We start from the raw sequence: 18,722 nt of genomic DNA, 5'->3' as shown, positions 1-18,722 counted from the left end.
AAACTTCTAGCTATAGAGAAAGTAACATTTTGTCTATAGTAGAAATCTGTCGTTAGAACGGTCATATGCGAATAGCCTTCTAGAATTATGAAGGTAGGGACATACACTCCTGCTTTTTATCAGAACGAGTTAAGCATTTTATCTAACTCATGGCTTTTTCTTCTATTATTCGTGGCTTAGGGCGATCGGCGCTAACTACAGAACTCCTCTCTAAGCTAAACCGCTCCCGGTTCTTACTGCTCAACGGTATCTCCCGCCTCCCTAAAGGACTGGTGGCATCTGCCCTAGCCCAAACTGAGGGACGCAATTTGTTTGTTGTTTGCGCCACTTTGGAAGAAGCCGGACGTTGGGCTGCCCAGCTCGAAGCGATGGGCTGGAACACCGTGCATTTTTACCCTACTTCCGAGTCGTCCCCTTACGAGCCTTATGACCCTGAATCTGAGATGACTTGGGGGCAAATGCAGGTCCTCGCCGATTTGGTCGATTTGGGATTGGGGTCTAATGGCGAGCATCCAGAGGCTACGCCATCTGAGGAGCAGTCTAATAATCTAAAATCCAAAATTCAAAATCCAAAATCTAGAATGGCGGTTGTGGCGACAGAGCGATCGCTCCAACCGCATCTTCCACCGCCAGAGGTTTTCCGCCCTTATTGTCTCACCCTAAAACGAGGTGAGTCGGTAGATTTAAACTCTTTTAGCCAAAAACTGGCGACTTTGGGATACGGTCGCGTTCCCCTTGTGGAAATGGAAGGGCAGTGGAGTCGTCGCGGCGATATTATCGATGTGTTCCCCGTTGCGGCTGAGTTGCCCGTGCGTTTGGAATGGTTTGGCGATGAGCTAGATCAGATGCGGGAGTTTGACCCTTCGACACAGCGATCGCTTGATAAGATCGAGCGCTTAGTTTTAACTCCTACTAATTTTAGTCCTATCATTAGGGCGGCGTTGGATGAGACGAACCCGCCCCCACTCGCAGCAGAGGAGGAGAGGGAAGAGACCGGAGTGCGCCGATTTCTGGGTTTGGCTTTTGATAAGCCAGCTTCTCTTCTAGACTATTTGCCGGAAAATACGCTAATTGCTATTGATGAGCCGGATCAGTGTAGGGCGCATAGCGATCGCTGGGTGGAACACGCTGAAGAACAATGGCAAATTGTTCGTGGTTCCTCGTTGATTGTTGATGGAGATGAAGAATTACCTAAAATTCATCGTTCTTTTGATGAATCTTTGGAGCAGGCGTTTGATTTTAATCGTGTAGATTTATCTGAGTTGGTGGAAGAAGGGAAAGGGATAAATCTTGCCAGCCGTTCTGTACCGACTACACCTCATCAGTTTGCTAAACTTGCTGATGTTCTGCGAAAAGAGCGCGATCGCAATTTTTCTATTTTCCTTGTCTCTGCTCAACCTACTCGTTCTGTAGCTCTATTACAAGAACACGACTGTCCGGCGCAATTCGTACCCAACCCCCGCGATTATCCAGCTATTGATAAGCTGCAAATTCAGCACACGCCTATCGCGGTAAAATACTCCGGTCTAGCTGAATTGGAAGGATTTATCCTCCCTACTTTCCGTTTAGTTGTTGTTACCGACCGCGAGTTTTACGGTCAGCATACTCTCGCTACACACGGCTATATCCGCAAGCGCCGTCGCGCGGCTTCTAAGCAAGTTGACCCTAACAAGCTGCAAGCGGGTGATTATGTTGTTCATAGAAATCACGGGGTTGGAAAGTTTCTTAAGTTGGAAAGTCTGACTGTTAATAAAGAAACCCGCGACTATTTGGTTGTTCAGTATGCTGATGGGTTGCTGCGTGTTGCGGCAGATCAGGTGGGGTCGTTATCGCGGTTTCGCTCAACTGAAGGTAAGCCGCCAGAACTTAATAAGATGTCTGGCAAGGCTTGGGAAGGAACTAAGAATAAAGTCCGCAAAGCGATTAAGAAATTGGCGGTAGACTTGCTGAAGTTATACGCGCAGCGATCGCAGCAGCAAGGTTTCACCTATCCAGCAGATTCGCCTTGGCAACAGGAACTCGAAGACTCTTTTCCGTATCAGCCGACGCCGGATCAGTTGAAGGGGACTCAAGATGTAAAGCGGGATATGGAGAGCGATCGCCCTATGGATCGTTTGGTCTGCGGCGATGTCGGCTTCGGGAAAACTGAAGTTGCTATTCGCGCTATCTTTAAAGCGGTTACTGCTGGGAAACAAGTTGCTTTTCTTGCTCCTACCACTATCCTAACTCAACAACATTATCACACTTTAAAAGAGCGTTTTTCACCATATCCAATTGAGGTAGGTTTGCTCAATCGCTTCCGTTCCGCTGAGGAACGCCGTAACATTCAAAAACGTCTGACAACGGGCGAATTAGATGTGGTTGTTGGCACTCACCAGTTATTAGGAAAGGGAATAAATTTCCGCGATTTGGGATTGCTGGTGGTGGATGAAGAACAGCGATTTGGCGTAAATCAAAAGGAAAAAATAAAATCTTTGCGGGCGCAAGTGGATGTGCTGACTCTCTCGGCTACGCCTATTCCCCGCACGCTTTATATGGCGCTATCGGGGATCAGAGAAATGAGTTTGATTACGACACCCCCGCCGTCGCGTCGTCCGATTAAAACTCATTTAGCGCCTTACGATCCCGAAGCTGTCCGCACTGCAATTAGACAAGAATTAGATAGAGGCGGACAGGTGTTTTATGTCGTGCCGCGAGTTGACGGAATTGAGGAAACGGCGACTAAATTACGGGAGATGATACCGAGTGCTAGACTCGCGATCGCTCACGGTCAAATGGATGAATCAGAGTTAGAATCGACGATGCTAACTTTTAGTAATGGCGAGGCGGATATCCTTGTTTGTACAACAATTATTGAATCGGGTTTGGATATCCCCCGCGTTAATACTATTCTGATTGAAGATGCCCAAAAATTTGGTCTTTCTCAGTTGTACCAATTGCGCGGAAGGGTTGGACGGGCTGGAATTCAAGCCCACGCATGGCTGTTTTATCCTAAAAATTCAAGGCTGCAAGATGCTGCGCGTCAGCGTTTAAGAGCGATTCAGGAATTCACGCAGCTAGGTTCTGGCTACCAATTGGCGATGCGCGATATGGAAATTCGCGGCGTGGGCAATCTTTTAGGGGCTGAACAGTCCGGACAGATGGATGCAATTGGCTTCGATCTGTATATGGAAATGCTGGAGGAATCGATTAGGGAAATTCGCGGACAGGAAATTCCTACAGTTGACGATACGCAGATCGATTTGAATTTGACGGCGTTTATCCCAGCCGAGTACATTGCGGACTTGGATCAAAAGATGAGCGCTTATCGCTCTATTGCGGCGGCGAGTTCTAAGCAAGAATTAGCTAATATTGCGGCTTCGTTGCGCGATCGCTATGGTGATATCCCCAAACCCGCCCAGCAACTCCTGCGCGTTGTTGAACTGAAACAACTGGCTAAGAAACTGGGTTTTTCGCGCATTAAGCCAGAGGGCAAGCAGCACGTTATCCTAGAAACGCCTATGGAGGAACCCGCCTGGAATTTGCTTAAGGGTAATTTGCCAGAACACCTGCACTCTCGCTTTGTCTACTCTTCTGGCAAAGTTACGGTTCGGGGTTTGGGCGCAGTGCCCGCAGACCAACAGATGGACAATTTAATTACTTGGCTGGGTAAAATGCAAGGGGCGCTTCCAGAACCAGCAATGGTTAGTTAATGCTGGGCGTACTACTTTTAAAATGTGTTGGAAGGTTGTGAGAATAGTCCGCAACGCTTGCGTTCCAACCCTCGTTATCGTTGCAAATAATTCGGCTAAAAATCCTCAGTCGTCTGTGCGCCTACGGCTGAGTTTTTAGTTAAATGGTTACTTATGCTACATATGTTCTTCTTAGGGAAGACGACAATCAGCCCCGCGCCCTAAAAAATTTACTCCATTCGGCACTGATGGCTCTGCTTAATATATATTTAAATAAGTATTGATAGCCGAGTAGGGCTAGTTGACAGGGCACAGGAAATTCGATAACTGTCGGGCGATCGCTTAAATTAAATTATCTAATCTATCTCGGCCTGGGTTAGGTTTGATAGGGATTTTTAACCTTAAAAAGTGAGTGAAAAACTCTCATATTTACTAAGCTTGCATGGCTTAGTAAGTGTAATTTTTCGTGTGAGAGAGAACAAGGGGGAATTTATGAAAACTTTACTGTGAGATAAGAAATATTAGTCTCATTTTTACGGAACAAATGATTTTAGTTTGTATCTTGGTAAATAGAAGTAGTTGAAGCAAGATCGCAATTAGTGGAATCACAAGGAGAAATTATGGCCACGATCTGCACAGACAATCAATCGATCATTGTGACTCGTATAGCCCCAAATTCTGAAGCTACTCCACGAGCCAGCAAGAGCTTTAAGCTTCCCAAACTCAAATTTGATCTGCTGCGTCCAGTACGCCAATGGGTTGATGGAATTGAGATTCGCAACGCCGAAATGGCTGAGTTTCTCGCCAAGGCTATTCCTGCTCAATGTCCGTTTGAGCGCGATATTATCCTGTTTGGTCGCAAGGTAGGGCACATTCCACCGTTGTGCAAACTGAATCCGCTTTACGAGGAATTGGTTGGCTTGCGTTTTCGCGCTTTGTGTTATTTGGTCGATGAGTGTGGAATGGATATCACATCCTACTGCTAAAAAAGTAGAGGAAGCACAGCATGGAAATAAAAATCGAGCATCAGCCTAGCCAAGAACAGCTTAACCATTTGGGCGTATACACTTGGTCGATTTGGACGAAGGAAGTATCGGAATTTCCCTGGACTTATGACGAGCAAGAAACTTGCTACTTTTTAGAGGGCGATGTAGTAGTAACGCCTAAAGGTGGAAAGTCCGTCAAAATGGGCAAAGGCGACTTAGTAAGGTTTCCGGCTGGGATGTCCTGCACTTGGAAGATTAGCAGCGATGTCAGAAAGCACTATAAGTTTGGACGATCTGTTTAGTACTCGATAACCGATAGCCCACCCTGTAATGCTGCGGCGCTAGTATCATTCCTCCCCACAAACCGTACACCGCAGGCTCTTGGTTTGATTATTGTCTAAGTTTCGCAACCGCAGCGGAGTAGCACTGGTAAGCTTGTTTTCCTTCAAGGGTAGAAGTATTTCCCCTAAGAAAACGCGATCGCTTCAGTAATAGCAATTGGACACGCTACCTCAATCGCCCTGTAGCCCTGAAATCTTGCACCAGTATCAATAAGAGGCAGCAACCCACAGAACCTGGAAACGAGGTTTGGTGGGCTGCTGCCTCTTTCTTGTTGAGAAGGGAAAATTAGTTAAGCGCTGCTAACTGCGATTCAATTTGCCCAGGATTGAGTTTCTGACCGATGAACACTAACTGGGTTTGCCGCTGTTCTTCGGGTTGCCAGGGTCGGTCATAAAATTGGTCGAAGCGCGTTCCTACACCTTGCAATACCAAACGCATCGGTTTGTTGGGGACTGCGACGAAGCCTTTAATGCGATAAATCTCTTGCTGCTGCACGATAGCTTCTAACTGTTTTTGCAACGCTTGGGGATCGAAGGCACGGTTGAAAATTACGTGGGTTGAGGTAATTTCTTCGTCGTGGTCGTGGTCTTCTTCGGTGTCGTGATGGCTGGGACGTGCGTCTAAGTTGTCTTCTACTGCTGCTTGTAAGCCGAGGATAACAGAAGGGTCTACGCTGGAGCGATCGCTCTCTACAATCTTCACCGAACTCTGCAACTCTTGTTTAACCAAATCGACAACAGCACTCAGCTTCTGGTCATCGACTAAATCTGTCTTGTTCAATATCACCAAATCTGCACACGCCAACTGATCTTCAAACAGTTCTTGTAGGGGCGTCTCGTGTTCCAAATTGGGGTCTGCCTGTCGCTGTGCATCCACCGCCTCTGGATTGGCGGCAAATGTCCCAGCGGCTACTGCTTCGCAATCGACGACTGCAATTACAGCATCTACTGTAGCAGCATTGCGAATTTCCGGCCACCGGAAAGCTTTAACTAGCGGCTTAGGCAACGCCAATCCCGATGTCTCGATCAAAATGCAGTCTAGCTTGTCGCGTCGCTTCAACAACTCCAGCATTGTAGGCAAAAATTCTTCCTGGACGGTACAGCACAGACAGCCGTTGGTTAACTCAACAATATTGCTGTTGCTATCCGTATCTTCTGGGCAATATCCACAAGAACGCAGCAGTTCGCCATCAATGCCCAATTCGCCAAACTCGTTCACCAACACGGCGATGCGTCGCCCTTGGTTGTTTTGTAGCAGATGGCGAATTAGAGTCGTCTTGCCACTGCCTAAGAATCCGGTAATTACTGTAACGGGGAGTTTTGCAGCCATTTTATAAATAGTTTTGAATTCATCGCTTAGAAGCGGAAGCGATATTACCACAGGCAGCATACCCCTTAAAAGCTGGCAATCCTGGAAACTAGATGATGACTGTTGCACCATCACCCAGTTTCCAGGATTGCTACAAGCAATTTAATGCGATCTGAGATAGGACAATTGATAAATTATTCAGCGGTTGCCAGTTCGGTGCTGCCCTTTGTGCGCTTGCGTGTCAGGGTATTGAACAGCATCTGACCAATAGCTTTGATCAAGTTGCCATTGAGTTCGTTGAACATTTTCATGTTCATGCCGAAAGCAGCGTTGGCTTCGTCAACAATTTTATCCGCTACGTCATCACCAAGGGGCAGATCGTTCATGGCTTGGCGATAGGTTGCCTTGAAAGCTTTCTCGTCGGCAATATCTGGGAATTCGTAGAAGGCGATGCCTTGTCCGTCGGAGAGGTTCATTGCCCGTTGAGCAATTCCTTTGAGAATTTGGCCGCCCGATAAGTCTCCGAGGTAACGGGTGTAGGAGTGGGCGACTAACATTTCTGGCTCTGAGGCAGAAATTTCCCGGATGCGCTGGACGTAAGCTTCACCCGCTGGAGAGGGGGCGATTTGTTCGCGCCAGTTGGTTCCGTAGTAAAAGGTGAGGTCTTGCTCTAGGCTCTTTTTCCGGTTCAACTGGGGAAAGTAAATTTTCGAGAGGATGGGGTGCTGGCGATGCTTTTCCATCTCTTCTTCCATCGCTGAATAGACGAAGTAAAGGTTGGCTACCAGGGTCCGGTAAGAGGTCTTTTCAACGACGCCTTTTAAAAAGCACTTGACAAAACCGACGTTTTCTGCCATCGAATGGGATTTTTTTGTTCCTTCGCGCAGTTTGGTCGCTAAATTACTGCTCATGCTAAATTACTGTCCCTAAAGTTGATTGAGGAGCTTGGTTTCAATCCGGATCGAAAACCGTCTAAAACGTAACATTAGATCGATTTGCTGAGAATTTTCATTAAGATTTTTTACATAAGTAAAAGGCGCACTTAGGTGCGCCTCTAGAAAGTGACAAGTTGTAGGGCGGGTAGTGCCCGCTGGGCTAAATATCTAGCTCGGCGAGATTTAGTTTGGAACCGTAGGTTTCGATAAATTCGCGACGGGGTGCAACGCGATCGCCCATCAAGACGGTAAAGATCCGATCTGCTTCGGCAGCATCTTCAATCTCCACTTGTTTGAGGGTGCGAGTTTCCGGGTTCATCGTGGTATTCCACAGTTGCGTAGGCATCATTTCACCCAAGCCTTTAAAGCGTTGGATGGTGTATTTTGCGTTGCTTGGGAACTGGCGGATTAATTCTTGCAGTTCGCGATCGCTGTAGCAATAATCGTGATTTTTGCCGCGCTCTACTTTATATAGTGGAGGGCAGGCGATGTAGATGTAACCTTGTTCGATTAGCGCTCGTTGATAGCGATAAAAGAAAGTTAGCAACAGAGTACGAATGTGCGCTCCATCTACATCAGCATCAGTCATAATTACTATGCGGTGGTAGCGCAATTGTGAGGAGTCGAATTCCTCACCTTTGACGCCCAATCCGAGGGCTGTAATCAACGATTGGACTTCGTTGTTTTTGTAGATTTTGGCGTCATCGGTTTTCTCGATGTTGAGGATTTTACCGCGCAGGGGGAGGATGGCTTGGAAGCGGCGATCGCGCCCTTGTTTCGCACTGCCACCAGCAGAATCCCCTTCTACTAGATAAATCTCAGATTCTGAAGGATCTCTTGAACTACAATCTGCTAATTTACCTGGTAAAGGTGAAGATTCTAAAACAGATTTACGACGCACTAAATCGCGGGCGCGACGGGCGGCTTCTGCTGCTTTAAATGCCTGAATTGCTTTTTCTAAAATGGCATCGGCAACATTTGGGCGAAACTCTAAATATTCGGTCAATACTTCGCCTACTAGGGAATCGACAATTCCCCGCACTTCAGTATTGCCCAATTTTGTTTTGGTTTGGCCTTCAAATTCGGGGTCTGGTACTTTAACAGAAATTACCGCCGTTAAACCTTCTCTGATATTCTCACCAGCGAGGTTAGGCTCTCCTTCTTTGAGTTTGTTACGCTTGCGAGCGATCGCATTCATGGTGCGAGTCAGGACGGCTTTCAAACCTTCTAGGTGCGTCCCCCCATCAACCGTGCGAATGTTGTTCGCAAACCCCAACACCTGGTCTGTGTAAGCATCACTACACCACTGCAACGATACTTCTATCTGAACGTTGTTGCGCTCCCCCGATACATAGATAACTTCTTCGTGGAGAGGCTGCTTATCGACGTTCATATACGCGATATACTCTTGAATGCCCCCCTTGTAGCAGTAAGTTTCTACCTTCGGCTCGTTGGTTTTGAGCAATTCTAGCCGATGGTCGGTAAAGGTTATTTTTACTCCCGCATTTAAGTAGGCAAGTTCGCGCAGGCGGCTGGCTAGAGTAGTATAATCAAACTCTATTCCCGATGTTATGAATATCTGCGTATCGGGCTTGAAAGTAACTGATGTTCCACTGCGGTTTTCTTTAAGGGGTTTCGAGGTGAGTTCCGTGACGGGGATGCCGCGCTCAAATCGTTGGGTATGAATCCGGTTGTCGCGGCACACCGTAACGTCCACCCGTTCGGACAAGGCGTTAACAACAGAAATACCTACGCCGTGCAAACCACCAGAGACTTTGTAGCCACCGCCACCAAATTTGCCCCCGGCGTGCAGGACTGTCATTACTGTTTCTAGGGCTGATTTGCCCGTCTTGGAGTGAGTATCTGTAGGAATGCCGCGCCCGTCGTCTGTCACCGTCACGGAACCATCGGCGTTTAGATCTACCTCCACATGGGTACAGTAGCCAGCCAGAGCCTCATCAATCGAGTTGTCCACTACCTCGTAAACTAGATGGTGGAGTCCGCGCGGCCCCGTCGAACCGATGTACATCCCCGGTCTTTTCCGGACGGCTTCAAGACCTTCCAGAACTTGAATCTGATCCGCACCGTAATCAGGCTGCTTGGCGCTGTAACTGCTCGTCATGCAAGGGATTCTCCGATAATGAGTTTAGAGCCAATAAGCGGCTCTGAAATGACAAAATACTCCAAAATTATAGCACAATAGGGTTAAGGGCGACCGTAGGGCAGTTTTAAGAGCAATTTATACAGGGGATGTACCCACTTAAGCAGGAGTCAAATGCTAATCGCGATCTGTGGTGCTACTGCAACGGGTAAGTCTGGGTTAGCCTTGGCTGTGGCTCAAAGATTGGGATCTGCGATCGTCAGTGCTGATTCGCGCCAAGTGTACCGCAAGTTTGATATCGGCACGGCTAAACCCTCAGTCGCAGAACAACAGCTTGTTCCTCACTATTTAATTGATATCTGCGATCCTACGGAAACTCTGACTGTGGCAGATTATCAGCAGCAGGCGCAAGCTTTGATTAACCAGATGCATCAACAGGGAGACATTCCATTACTGGTTGGTGGTACTGGTTTATACATTAAGGCGGTGACGCGGGGGTTGAAGATTCCGAGGGTAGCACCGCAGATGGAGTTGCGATCGCAACTTTATTCCCTCGCTCAAACTCAATTATATCAAATGTTGCAACAAGTTGACTTGTCTGCGGCAGCGAAGATTCATCCCAACGATCCGGTGCGAACTTTACGAGCGCTAGAGGTATTTTATGTTACCGGGCGGCCTATTTCGGAACAGCAAGGAGAGAATCCACCAGATTATCCAATTTTGCAGATTGGCTTAGATTGCGATCGCGCTCATCTCACCCATCGCATCGAACAGCGCACCGAGCAAATGTTAGCGGCTGGGTGGGAAGCAGAAGTAAAATTTCTTTGTGAGAAATACGGTAAAGATCTGCCCCTCTTGGATACTCTTGGTTATAGAGAAATGAAGCAATATTTAGCAGGGGAGATTTCATTAAAAGAAGCGAAAGAATTAACAGTTTTGCACACGCGGCAATTTGCCAAACGGCAGGTTACTTGGTTTCGAGCTTATTCTGAAATTGAGTGGTTTGATGCAGAGAGTTCTGATTTGTTGGAGAAGGTTTGGAAGCGAGTGCAGGAGTTTGTCAAGAGCAAAAAGAGCAAGTAGTAATCGGGAAAGCGATCGCAACTCTGGGGGATAATATCCAAAAAGCGAATATTTTTTTGAACTGATGCACAGGATACCGAACTCGCATCGGGTCTAAAAATAAAGTAAAAGATATTGTTTTTGTACCTAGAAAATTCTGACCTATGCGGAAGTTAATTAAAGGTCTGCACGATTTCCAAACTAACTACTTCAGCGAAAACCGAGAGATGTTCAAGCAGCTCTCACTTAAACAGCGTCCAAGGGCACTTTTTATCACCTGCTCTGACTCGCGGATCGATCCAAGTTTAATTACTCAAACAAAGCCTGGTGAATTATTCATCATGCGGAATGTTGGCAATATCATTCCCCCTTATGGTTCGACAAATGGCGGTGAAGGTGCAGCTATAGAATATGCTGTCCAAGCTTTAGGACTTAAGGATATTATTCTCTGCGGTCACTCCGATTGCGGCGCTATGAGAGGATTATTGCAACTGAATACACTTGCTGAAGATATGCCCTTAGTTTGCGATTGGTTAAAACACGCAGAAGCTACCCGCAGGATGATCAAGGAAAATTATAAGGGATTAGAGGGTGAAGAACTTTTAAACGTTACGATTGAGGAGAATGTTATAACGCAAATTGAAAATTTGCGAACCTATCCCGCAATCCATTCCAAAATCCACAACGGTCAACTCAACCTCCACGCCTGGATATATAAAATTGAGACAGGCTCGGTATTTGTTTACAGTACAGAACGATGCAATCTTCCCAGGCAACCTTTAGAGTATGCTATCTATGAAATGGATCACCCTCATGCATAAAATTAGCTCAAAGATAGGGGATGTGAAAAACAGCGATCGCGCTATCAGAGAAACATACTCTCTGAATTAAACAGCCTATAAAATACTTAGTACCTTTAGGAAACACTTAATGATTACCCAAGACAAAACCTCAACGCGCAACTGGCAACCAATAATCAAAGAATTTGAAGCCGCCGTCGGTAAGAATGGCGTAGTGCAACGTCGGGAAGAATTGATTACCTACGAATGCGATGGTTTAACCAGCTACAGACAAAAACCAGCGGTCGTAGTCCTACCGAGAACAACAGAACAAGTTGCAGAGGTGGTAAAAATATGCGATCGCTTCTCCGTACCTTGGGTAGCGCGAGGCGCAGGTACAGGTCTATCAGGCGGTGCATTACCTGTTGAAGACTGCGTTCTCATCGTCACCGCCTTGATGAAAAAAATCATCAGCATAGACTTAGAAAATCAGCGAGTAGTCGTACAACCCGGAGTAATTAACAACTGGGTAACGCAAGCTGTAAGCGGTGCAGGATTCTATTATGCTCCCGATCCATCAAGTCAAATTGTATGCTCTATCGGCGGTAACGTTGCTGAAAATTCCGGCGGCGTTCATTGTCTTAAATATGGAGTCACCACTAATCACGTTTTAGGATTAAAACTTGTTCTTCCAGACGGTTCGATTGTAGATGTTGGCGGGGAAATTCCAGAACTACCAGGCTACGACTTGACAGGTTTATTTGTAGGTTCTGAAGGTACGCTAGGAATTGCCACAGAAATTACTCTAAGAATTCTTAAAACAGCCGAATCAATTTGCGTTCTATTGGCAGATTTTACCAGCATAGAAGATGCAGGTGCAGCTGTTTCTGATATCATCAGCGCTGGCATAATTCCTGGCGGTATGGAAATAATGGATAACGTTAGCATCAACGCCGTCGAAGACGTTGTAGCAACTGGTTGTTATCCCCGCGATGCCGCTGCAATTTTGCTAGTGGAAATAGACGGCTTAGAAGTGGAAGTTGCTGCAAATAAAAAGCATATTGCGGAACTTTGTCTCAAGAACGGTGCGCGGAACATTACGACTGCCAACGATCTCGAAACGCGCCTAAAATTGTGGAAAGGTCGCAAAGCAGCATTCGCCGCCGCAGGTCATTTAAGTCCAGATTATTATGTACAAGATGGGGTTATTCCTCGGACTCAGATGCGATTTGTCTTGCAAGAAATTGAGGCACTTAGTCAGAAGTACGGTTATACTATCGCTAACGTTTTCCACGCCGGGGATGGCAATCTTCACCCGTTAATTCTTTACGATAATTCAGTACATGGTGCTTTGGAGAAAGTAGAAGAATTAGGGGGGGAAATCCTCAAGCTTTGCGTAAAAGTCGGGGGGAGTCTTTCTGGAGAACACGGCATCGGTGCAGACAAAAAGTGCTATATGCCTGATATGTTCACCGAGTCTGATTTGGAAGCAATGCAGTGGGTGCGGCAAGTTTTTAATCCCAAGGGTTTAGCAAATCCTGGGAAGATATTCCCTACTCCTCGCACTTGTGGAGAAGCAGCACGCGCTCAGGCTGAAAAGAAATTCGACAAAGTAGATCTCTTCTAACCCCTCCTTCCCCGTTCCCAGGCTTCCTCGTTCCTCGTTCCCAGGTTCTACCTGGGAATGCCTTCGGGAGGCTCTGCCTCCTAACTTTGAAGCGAGGCAGAGCCTCTAGACTGCGTTACCAGGTAGAACCTGGTAACGAGTAAACGAGTAAACGAGTAAACGAGTAAACGAGTAAACGAGTAAACGAGTAAACGAGTAAACGAGTAAACGAGTAAACGAGTAAACGAGTAAACGAGTAAACGAGTAACGAGAAAAAAGATTACAAATCGAGCAATTTTACCTGCAACAAACCAGGCTGTCCCATGTAATTGCGGTAACTAGAATACCGCCAATGAGCCGGATCGTCTATATAGCCGCGTCTAACCGGATTATTGTGAATATACTCTAACTTTTGTATAAACATTTCCTCACTCAAAATAGCCTGCGGATGGAATCCTTCTTGCCAAACCTGATAATCCTGGTCTGTTTTGTGTCGTAGTTTGTAAAACTTCAACTGCTCTAGCATATAGTTCGCTTGAGTTTTTTCCAGTAAGTCAACAATAGATCGTGCTGTAAATGATTTAAAGGTACGCATCTCATGAAGACAAGTTTGTAGCAGATGCCAGCAGGTGAATGTGATTTTCCATGATTACATAAGCGTACAATTCCAGTCGTTGCTGCCGTTGCAGAAAACTTAAGGAGTCTAAAATAATTTGTGCTAGCTCAACTTTACTGAATAACGGTATCCAATTGACGCTCGTACAGGTAAGAAAGTGCGGCTGATTTCCTAGTACGTGGTAGCGGCTGCGTCCCATTTTATTACCTGGCAATGAGCGATTTGTGAGGCAGTAGCCTCTAAATTAGTGTTCCCAGGTTCTACCTGGGAACGAGCAAACCTCTGATTTTACATCTGCGATCGCTCTATCCCCAAAACCTATCTATATATATGTCTGAATTTTGTACCTTGTTTTTAAGCCTCGAATTAAGTTGGCAAAACTTGCTGCAAAATTTTGGCGTTAATAGCGCGATCGCTCGCCAAACATTTCTCGATATAGCAAATTTATACTCCAGCCCAAATCGCTTTTATCATAATCTCGATCATGTTAGCCAAGTTTTGCAAGTAATAGAGTTGTTGCGATCGCTAGCTCTCGAACCTGACACAATTGCTTTTGCTGCCTGGTTTCACGATGTTATTTATGACGCTAAATCTAACGATAACGAAGAAAAAAGTGCTGAATATGCCGCCAGCCTCTTAAACTACTTCAAATTATCCTCAAAGCTGATAAATTCTGTGACTAACCTTATCTTGAAAACAAAAACTCATCGCTACCCCGATAACGACATCGATAGCCAAATTCTCATGGATGCTGACTTGTCTATATTAGGCGCAGATGTATCTAACTATCGCCGTTATTCCCAAGCAATCCGTCAAGAATATTCCTGGGTTTCCGACGAATCTTATCAAGTTGGCAGGCTTAAATTTTTACAAAATATCTTGCAACGTCCCAGAATCTACCTAACTGACACAATGTTTGCCACACTGGAAATTAACGCTAGAGGCAATATTCAAACCGAAATCCAATATTTATTATCCTTATAACCTTATGCAAAATATTAGTAAAAAAGTTAATTTACCAGGGGGTTGCTAATAATATGACTTTTTGCTACTATTTAATTGAGACTTAAAACACCATAACAAATTCCATCACTAGATAGAAATAAAGATATATTAAGAGCGATCGCCGGATTCTCCTCATATCGCTCAAATATAGTCCCAGTCTAGCTTATAGCTGAGGAAAGCGGCAGAGTAACAATAAAAGTTGTACCTGCGCCGACTTCGCTGTTTAGGGCGATCGCGCCACCATGTCGCTCAACACATTGTTTAACTATAGCCAAGCCCAGTCCAGTCCCCTGAATCTTGCCAACATTTGCGCCTCGGTGAAATGACTCAAATAGTTGGAGTTGGTCTTCTGAGGGAATGCCAATACCCTCATCTGTAACCCGGAAAATTACCTCGCGCTCCAGGCAAGAAACTTCCAAGCTTACCTTGCCACCTTCAGGCGAGTATTTGATAGCATTGGTTAGCAAATTACTGAGAATGTGACCCAGCAGTTTTTCATCGAGGTAAACCAGGCTGTATCGGCTATCAAAAGTAAAAACGATCGCGTGCTTCTCGCTAGCACTCAGCTGGATCTCTTCTATGAGATTGCCGCAGAAAGTTTCCAGCTCCAGCAATTGTGGGTTTAACTGCATCGCCAACTCTGCATATCCCAGAATTAGCACATCATCTAACAGTCCAGTCATGTACTCGACGCGCTCTTGAATTAAATTGAAATATTTGCGTTTTGCCTCTGGCGGACAGCGATCGCCGAATTGCTGTAGCAACTGAGCAGAGAAAAGGATTGCACTTAGAGGATTTCGTAGCTCGTGGGAAACCATCGATACCATGCGAGATTTTACCTCATTGAGACCTTTGATTTCTTGATTGGCATTATGGATAGCTAGAGAAAGTTGGCGGTTTTGCAACAAAATTCTTACCCGTGCCTGCAATTGTAACTTCTCAGTCGGACTAACTATTACCTCATCAAAGCTCTGCCCAAGTTGCCCCGCGATCGCCGCCTCATCTGGCGTAGAAGTTACTAAAAGAAAGGGAAGAAATACAGGAAGAGAAGCTTTTTTCCTAACTCGCACCCGTTCCGCAAAAAGGTTTAAAGCCCCACCATCTAAAATGCACAAATCAAAAGATTCATCAAGTAGTTCAGCAGCCTCTACCGTCAAATTGGGTACTATAATCTCATAGCGGCTTGTCAACCATTCCAACAATAGGCGGCTATTCTCATTATTATCGAGAAATAGCAGTAAAATTCGTTTCATTTTGGCTAATTTATCAGGTTCAGAATAATTTACAGCAACTCTTCGACCGCACGGGGATTAAACAATATAATGCTGCGAGGTGATACTTTTGCAGGGCTAGAGTAAGACAAAGATAATTTGCCTTCTTACCTAGCGCGATCGCATTTATTTCCCCTATCCGGCAATAACTCCAAATATTCACTATCCACCAACAAAAAATATATTTGAATTGGCTAATAGGTTGATTTAGCGAATATACGTTGTTAGTACCGATACCCGAATATTCTCCCGGATAATAAAAATTATTTATAAGTTCTAGATCGCGCCGATTTCGAGTTACTGCCAAAAATAAATGTTGAGAAGACATTACTATTGCGTTAATTTGTGGTAATTCAATAGATATTTGTATCGGAGCGATATGAGAAATCGCCGCTTGCCCAAAAATATTTTAGTTCTGATTGTAGGTAGACGACGAATGCATTTTGCCACAAAGAGCATCATCACGCGGCTGTTCGCCTACAAAATGTCAGGAACTATAGCCGCTTGCGCCCAGCACAAGGGGATCGCCTTAGTGGAAAATGGGGGGAGGGGGGAATTACACCTAATTAAACATTTCCCAATCGAGGGCGATCGCACCAAATCCATTAAAGTTTAAAGAGATAAGAAAAAACCCATCTTTAAAGCTTCAGAGGGAAACCAGGAATGCACCTGAGTGAAATTACCCATCCCAACCAGTTGCACGGTCTTTCGATTCGTCAACTCCAGCAAATTGCTCGTCAAATTCGGGAAAAGCATCTCCAAACCGTCGCCACGTATGGCGGACATTTGGGGCCGGGATTGGGAGTCGTAGAACTAACCTTAGCCCTATACCAGACATTAGACTTAGACCGCGATAAAGTAATCTGGGATGTCGGACACCAAGCATATCCACACAAACTAATCACCGGGCGGTACAATTGCTTCGACACGCTGCGGCAAAAAGACGGAGTTGCCGGATACCTCAAGCGGTGCGAAAGCAAATTCGATCACTTCGGTGCTGGTCACGCTTCCACAAGTATTTCAGCCGCTTTGGGCATGGCGCTAGCGCGAGATCTCAAAGGCCAAAACTTCAAAGTAGCGGCAGTAATTGGCGACGGCGCACTTACTGGTGGTATGGCATTAGAAGCCATCAACCATGCAGGACACTTGCCCAAAACCAAGCTGCTAGTAGTGCTGAACGATAACGAGATGTCTATCTCGCCCAACGTCGGCGCAATTCCCCGCTACCTCAACAAAATGCGCCTCAGCCCGCCGATGCAGTTCCTCACGGATAACCTAGAGGAACAATTCAAGCACATTCCCTTCGTTGGCGAATCCCTATCCCCAGAACTGGAACGGGTCAAAGAAGGGATGAAGCGTCTGGCAGTTCCCAAAGTCGGCGCGGTGTTTGAGGAACTCGGCTTCACCTACATGGGGCCAGTAGACGGGCACAATTTAGAGGAACTAATTGCCACCTTTAAGCAGGCACACCAGATGCCAGGGCCAGTCTTGGTTCACGTTGCAACCGTCAAAGGCAAAGGGTACGAAATAGCTGAAAAAGACCAAGTAGGCTATCACGCCCAATCACCCTTTAACCTAGTGACTGGCAAAGCCATCCCCGCAAGTTCACCCAAGCCACCCGCCTACTCCAAAGTCTTCTCCCACGCCTTAGTTAAATTAGCCGAAAGTAACCCTAAAATTGTCGGTATTACGGCGGCAATGGCAACCGGAACGGGGTTAGATAAACTCCACGCAAAATTACCGAAGCAATACATTGATGTAGGGATTGCCGAACAACACGCTGTTACCTTAGCTGCGGCTATGGCTTGTGAGGGAATTCGCCCAGTTGTAGCGATTTACTCGACTTTTTTACAACGCGGTTACGACCAAATTGTTCACGATGTTTGCATCCAAAATCTGCCCGTTTTCTTCTGTCTAGATCGCGCTGGAATTGTCGGTGCTGATGGCCCGACTCACCAGGGAATGTACGATATTTCCTATCTGCGATGTCTGCCTAATATGGTGCTGATGGCTCCTAAAGATGAAGCAGAACTTCAGCAGATGGTTGCGACGGGAGTAAACTATACGAGTGGCCCGATTGCGATGCGCTATCCACGCGGCAATGGCTACGGCGTACCGTTGATGGAAGAAGGCTGGGAAGAACTGCCCATCGGTAAGGCAGAAATTTTGCGGCAAGGCGATGACGTGCTGATGCTGGGCTATGGTTCGATGGTTTATCCAGCGATGCAGGTAGCGGAGATTTTGAGCGAACATGGCATTGAAGCTACTGTTATTAATGCGCGATTTGCCAAGCCTCTGGATACTGAGTTGATTTTGCCTTTAGCTCAAAAAATTGGTCGCGTTGTGACGTTGGAAGAAGGCTGCGTGATGGGAGGATTTGGGAGCGCGATCGCTGAATCTTTGCTAGATAATGACATCTTAGTGCCAGTGATGCGAATTGGCGTACCTGATGTATTAGTAGATCATGCAACGCCAGAACAATCTATGGCAGAACTGGGCTTAACACCCCCTCAAATTGCCGACCGAGTGCGGAAATCTTTTAGCCGTCAATTGTCAGCGGTTAAGTAAGTAGATAGGGTGGGCAATTGCCCACCTTATAACTCTAAATAGTTCGCGATTTCGATTAAATTACCGTCTGGATCGCGCACATAGATAGATTCAATACTTCCTATGGCTCCTGTCCTTGTGACGGGGCCATTTATAATTTCAATACCACTTGACTTAACTCTGGCGATCGCCAGTTTCAAAGGCATATTTGTAATAAAACAAACATCGGCTGAACCAGCAGTCGGGTTTAAAGCTTTTGGCTGAAATTCTTGCCCAACTTGATGAAGGTTAATTTTTTGATGGCCAAATTTCAGCGCCTTACGGTTATTCCCCAAAGGTGACAACTTGCATTCCCAACACGCGGGAATAGAATTCACAAGTTAACCCTATGTTATGGACGGTAAGAACGTAGCGGTCAATACTATCAACTTTCATAGATGCTAGTTGGCCATAAACTTTTGGAAAAGACGAGTAAATATGAGTTAAGTTGTTA

The 18,722-nt window shown here is 46.0% G+C and carries 16 protein-coding genes; 9 read left to right on the top strand and 7 right to left on the bottom strand.

What is annotated here, in order from left to right:
- The first annotated feature begins 149 nt into the window (after nucleotides 1-149).
- The 3 genes from mfd to H6F77_RS01075 all read left to right on the top strand — a co-directional run bounded on the left by mfd (nucleotide 150) and on the right by H6F77_RS01075 (nucleotide 4,959).
- A complete protein-coding gene (gene mfd / locus H6F77_RS01085) occupies nucleotides 150-3,692 on the top strand; it encodes a transcription-repair coupling factor (protein ID WP_190484494.1) in 3,543 nt (1,180 codons plus the stop codon).
- 635 nt (nucleotides 3,693-4,327) lie between these two features.
- Nucleotides 4,328-4,657: a Mo-dependent nitrogenase C-terminal domain-containing protein gene (locus H6F77_RS01080; protein ID WP_309228782.1), complete on the top strand. Its 330-nt coding sequence runs from the start codon at nucleotides 4,328-4,330 to the stop codon at nucleotides 4,655-4,657.
- Nucleotides 4,658-4,677: 20 nt separating this feature from the next.
- Entirely contained in the window at nucleotides 4,678-4,959 is a 282-nt protein-coding gene (locus H6F77_RS01075) for a cupin domain-containing protein (RefSeq protein ID WP_190484490.1), read from the top strand.
- Nucleotides 4,960-5,284: 325 nt separating this feature from the next.
- Here H6F77_RS01075 and cobW read toward each other — a convergent pair whose 3' ends face one another.
- From cobW to gyrB, 3 genes are all read right to left on the bottom strand, one after another.
- Nucleotides 5,285-6,328: a cobalamin biosynthesis protein CobW gene (gene cobW / locus H6F77_RS01070; RefSeq protein WP_190484488.1), complete on the bottom strand. Its 1,044-nt coding sequence runs from the start codon at nucleotides 6,326-6,328 to the stop codon at nucleotides 5,285-5,287.
- 173 nt (nucleotides 6,329-6,501) lie between these two features.
- Nucleotides 6,502-7,218 carry a biliverdin-producing heme oxygenase gene (locus H6F77_RS01065; protein WP_190484486.1) on the bottom strand — a complete coding sequence of 239 codons (717 nt, stop codon included), beginning with the start codon at nucleotides 7,216-7,218 and terminating at the stop codon, nucleotides 6,502-6,504.
- Nucleotides 7,219-7,402: 184 nt separating this feature from the next.
- A complete protein-coding gene (gyrB, locus tag H6F77_RS01060; RefSeq protein WP_190484483.1) occupies nucleotides 7,403-9,364 on the bottom strand; it encodes a DNA topoisomerase (ATP-hydrolyzing) subunit B in 1,962 nt (653 codons plus the stop codon).
- 153 nt (nucleotides 9,365-9,517) lie between these two features.
- Here gyrB and miaA point away from each other — a divergent pair, with 153 nt between their 5' ends.
- The 3 genes from miaA (at nucleotide 9,518) to glcD (ending at nucleotide 12,811) form a co-directional block, all read left to right on the top strand.
- On the top strand, nucleotides 9,518-10,426 hold the full coding sequence (gene miaA / locus H6F77_RS01055; RefSeq protein WP_190484480.1) for a tRNA (adenosine(37)-N6)-dimethylallyltransferase MiaA: 909 nt from the start codon (nucleotides 9,518-9,520) through the stop codon (nucleotides 10,424-10,426).
- Between the two features lie 143 nt (nucleotides 10,427-10,569).
- Nucleotides 10,570-11,226 (top strand): carbonic anhydrase, encoded by a 657-nt coding sequence (locus H6F77_RS01050; RefSeq protein WP_190484478.1) that lies wholly within the window; start codon nucleotides 10,570-10,572, stop codon nucleotides 11,224-11,226.
- A gap of 109 nt (nucleotides 11,227-11,335) precedes the next feature.
- The gene (gene glcD, locus H6F77_RS01045) at nucleotides 11,336-12,811 is read left to right on the top strand and encodes a glycolate oxidase subunit GlcD (RefSeq protein ID WP_190484476.1); all 1,476 of its coding nucleotides are present in this window, start codon (nucleotides 11,336-11,338) and stop codon (nucleotides 12,809-12,811) included.
- A gap of 259 nt (nucleotides 12,812-13,070) precedes the next feature.
- On the opposite strand, the gene H6F77_RS27690 is transcribed toward glcD, so the two are convergent.
- Nucleotides 13,071-13,316, bottom strand: a complete 246-nt coding sequence (locus H6F77_RS27690; RefSeq protein WP_242021812.1) for a hypothetical protein — start codon at nucleotides 13,314-13,316, stop codon at nucleotides 13,071-13,073.
- 70 nt (nucleotides 13,317-13,386) lie between these two features.
- On the bottom strand, nucleotides 13,387-13,605 hold the full coding sequence (locus H6F77_RS27685) for a transposase (protein ID WP_242021811.1): 219 nt from the start codon (nucleotides 13,603-13,605) through the stop codon (nucleotides 13,387-13,389).
- A gap of 131 nt (nucleotides 13,606-13,736) precedes the next feature.
- Here H6F77_RS27685 and H6F77_RS01035 point away from each other — a divergent pair, with 131 nt between their 5' ends.
- Nucleotides 13,737-14,390 (top strand): HD domain-containing protein, encoded by a 654-nt coding sequence (locus H6F77_RS01035; protein ID WP_190484473.1) that lies wholly within the window; start codon nucleotides 13,737-13,739, stop codon nucleotides 14,388-14,390.
- A 179-nt stretch (nucleotides 14,391-14,569) separates the two neighbouring features.
- Here H6F77_RS01035 and H6F77_RS01030 read toward each other — a convergent pair whose 3' ends face one another.
- Nucleotides 14,570-15,664 carry an ATP-binding response regulator gene (locus H6F77_RS01030; protein ID WP_190484470.1) on the bottom strand — a complete coding sequence of 365 codons (1,095 nt, stop codon included), beginning with the start codon at nucleotides 15,662-15,664 and terminating at the stop codon, nucleotides 14,570-14,572.
- 397 nt (nucleotides 15,665-16,061) lie between these two features.
- On the opposite strand from H6F77_RS01030, the gene H6F77_RS01025 reads away from it, so the two are divergent.
- A complete protein-coding gene (locus H6F77_RS01025) occupies nucleotides 16,062-16,298 on the top strand; it encodes a hypothetical protein (protein ID WP_190484467.1) in 237 nt (78 codons plus the stop codon).
- 47 nt (nucleotides 16,299-16,345) lie between these two features.
- Entirely contained in the window at nucleotides 16,346-18,250 is a 1,905-nt protein-coding gene (gene dxs / locus H6F77_RS01020; RefSeq protein ID WP_190484464.1) for a 1-deoxy-D-xylulose-5-phosphate synthase, read from the top strand.
- Nucleotides 18,251-18,276: 26 nt separating this feature from the next.
- Here dxs and H6F77_RS01015 read toward each other — a convergent pair whose 3' ends face one another.
- The gene (locus tag H6F77_RS01015) at nucleotides 18,277-18,606 is read right to left on the bottom strand and encodes a VOC family protein (protein ID WP_199321112.1); all 330 of its coding nucleotides are present in this window, start codon (nucleotides 18,604-18,606) and stop codon (nucleotides 18,277-18,279) included.
- Nucleotides 18,607-18,722: the final 116 nt, after the last annotated feature.

Origin of the sequence: Microcoleus sp. FACHB-831 (genome assembly GCF_014695585.1) — a bacterium.
Taxonomy (GTDB): Bacteria; Cyanobacteriota; Cyanobacteriia; order Cyanobacteriales; family FACHB-T130; genus FACHB-831.
This window is presented reverse-complemented; position numbering and strand designations above follow the sequence as displayed.

Excerpts from the sequence above, each read along its gene's own strand:
- mfd (WP_190484494.1), top strand. The coding sequence starts at position 150 with ATGGCTTTTTCTTCTATTATTCGTGGCTTAGGGCGATCGGCGCTAACT.
- gyrB (WP_190484483.1), bottom strand. The coding sequence starts at position 9,364 with ATGACGAGCAGTTACAGCGCCAAGCAGCCTGATTACGGTGCGGATCAG.
- H6F77_RS01065 (WP_190484486.1), bottom strand. The coding sequence starts at position 7,218 with ATGAGCAGTAATTTAGCGACCAAACTGCGCGAAGGAACAAAAAAATCC.
- cobW (WP_190484488.1), bottom strand. The coding sequence starts at position 6,328 with ATGGCTGCAAAACTCCCCGTTACAGTAATTACCGGATTCTTAGGCAGT.
- H6F77_RS01025 (WP_190484467.1), top strand. The coding sequence starts at position 16,062 with ATGAGAAATCGCCGCTTGCCCAAAAATATTTTAGTTCTGATTGTAGGT.
- dxs (WP_190484464.1), top strand. The coding sequence starts at position 16,346 with ATGCACCTGAGTGAAATTACCCATCCCAACCAGTTGCACGGTCTTTCG.
- H6F77_RS01075 (WP_190484490.1), top strand. The coding sequence starts at position 4,678 with ATGGAAATAAAAATCGAGCATCAGCCTAGCCAAGAACAGCTTAACCAT.
- H6F77_RS27690 (WP_242021812.1), bottom strand. The coding sequence starts at position 13,316 with ATGCTAGAGCAGTTGAAGTTTTACAAACTACGACACAAAACAGACCAG.
- H6F77_RS01035 (WP_190484473.1), top strand. The coding sequence starts at position 13,737 with ATGTCTGAATTTTGTACCTTGTTTTTAAGCCTCGAATTAAGTTGGCAA.
- miaA (WP_190484480.1), top strand. The coding sequence starts at position 9,518 with ATGCTAATCGCGATCTGTGGTGCTACTGCAACGGGTAAGTCTGGGTTA.
- H6F77_RS01030 (WP_190484470.1), bottom strand. The coding sequence starts at position 15,664 with ATGAAACGAATTTTACTGCTATTTCTCGATAATAATGAGAATAGCCGC.
- glcD (WP_190484476.1), top strand. The coding sequence starts at position 11,336 with ATGATTACCCAAGACAAAACCTCAACGCGCAACTGGCAACCAATAATC.
- H6F77_RS27685 (WP_242021811.1), bottom strand. The coding sequence starts at position 13,605 with ATGGGACGCAGCCGCTACCACGTACTAGGAAATCAGCCGCACTTTCTT.
- H6F77_RS01050 (WP_190484478.1), top strand. The coding sequence starts at position 10,570 with ATGCGGAAGTTAATTAAAGGTCTGCACGATTTCCAAACTAACTACTTC.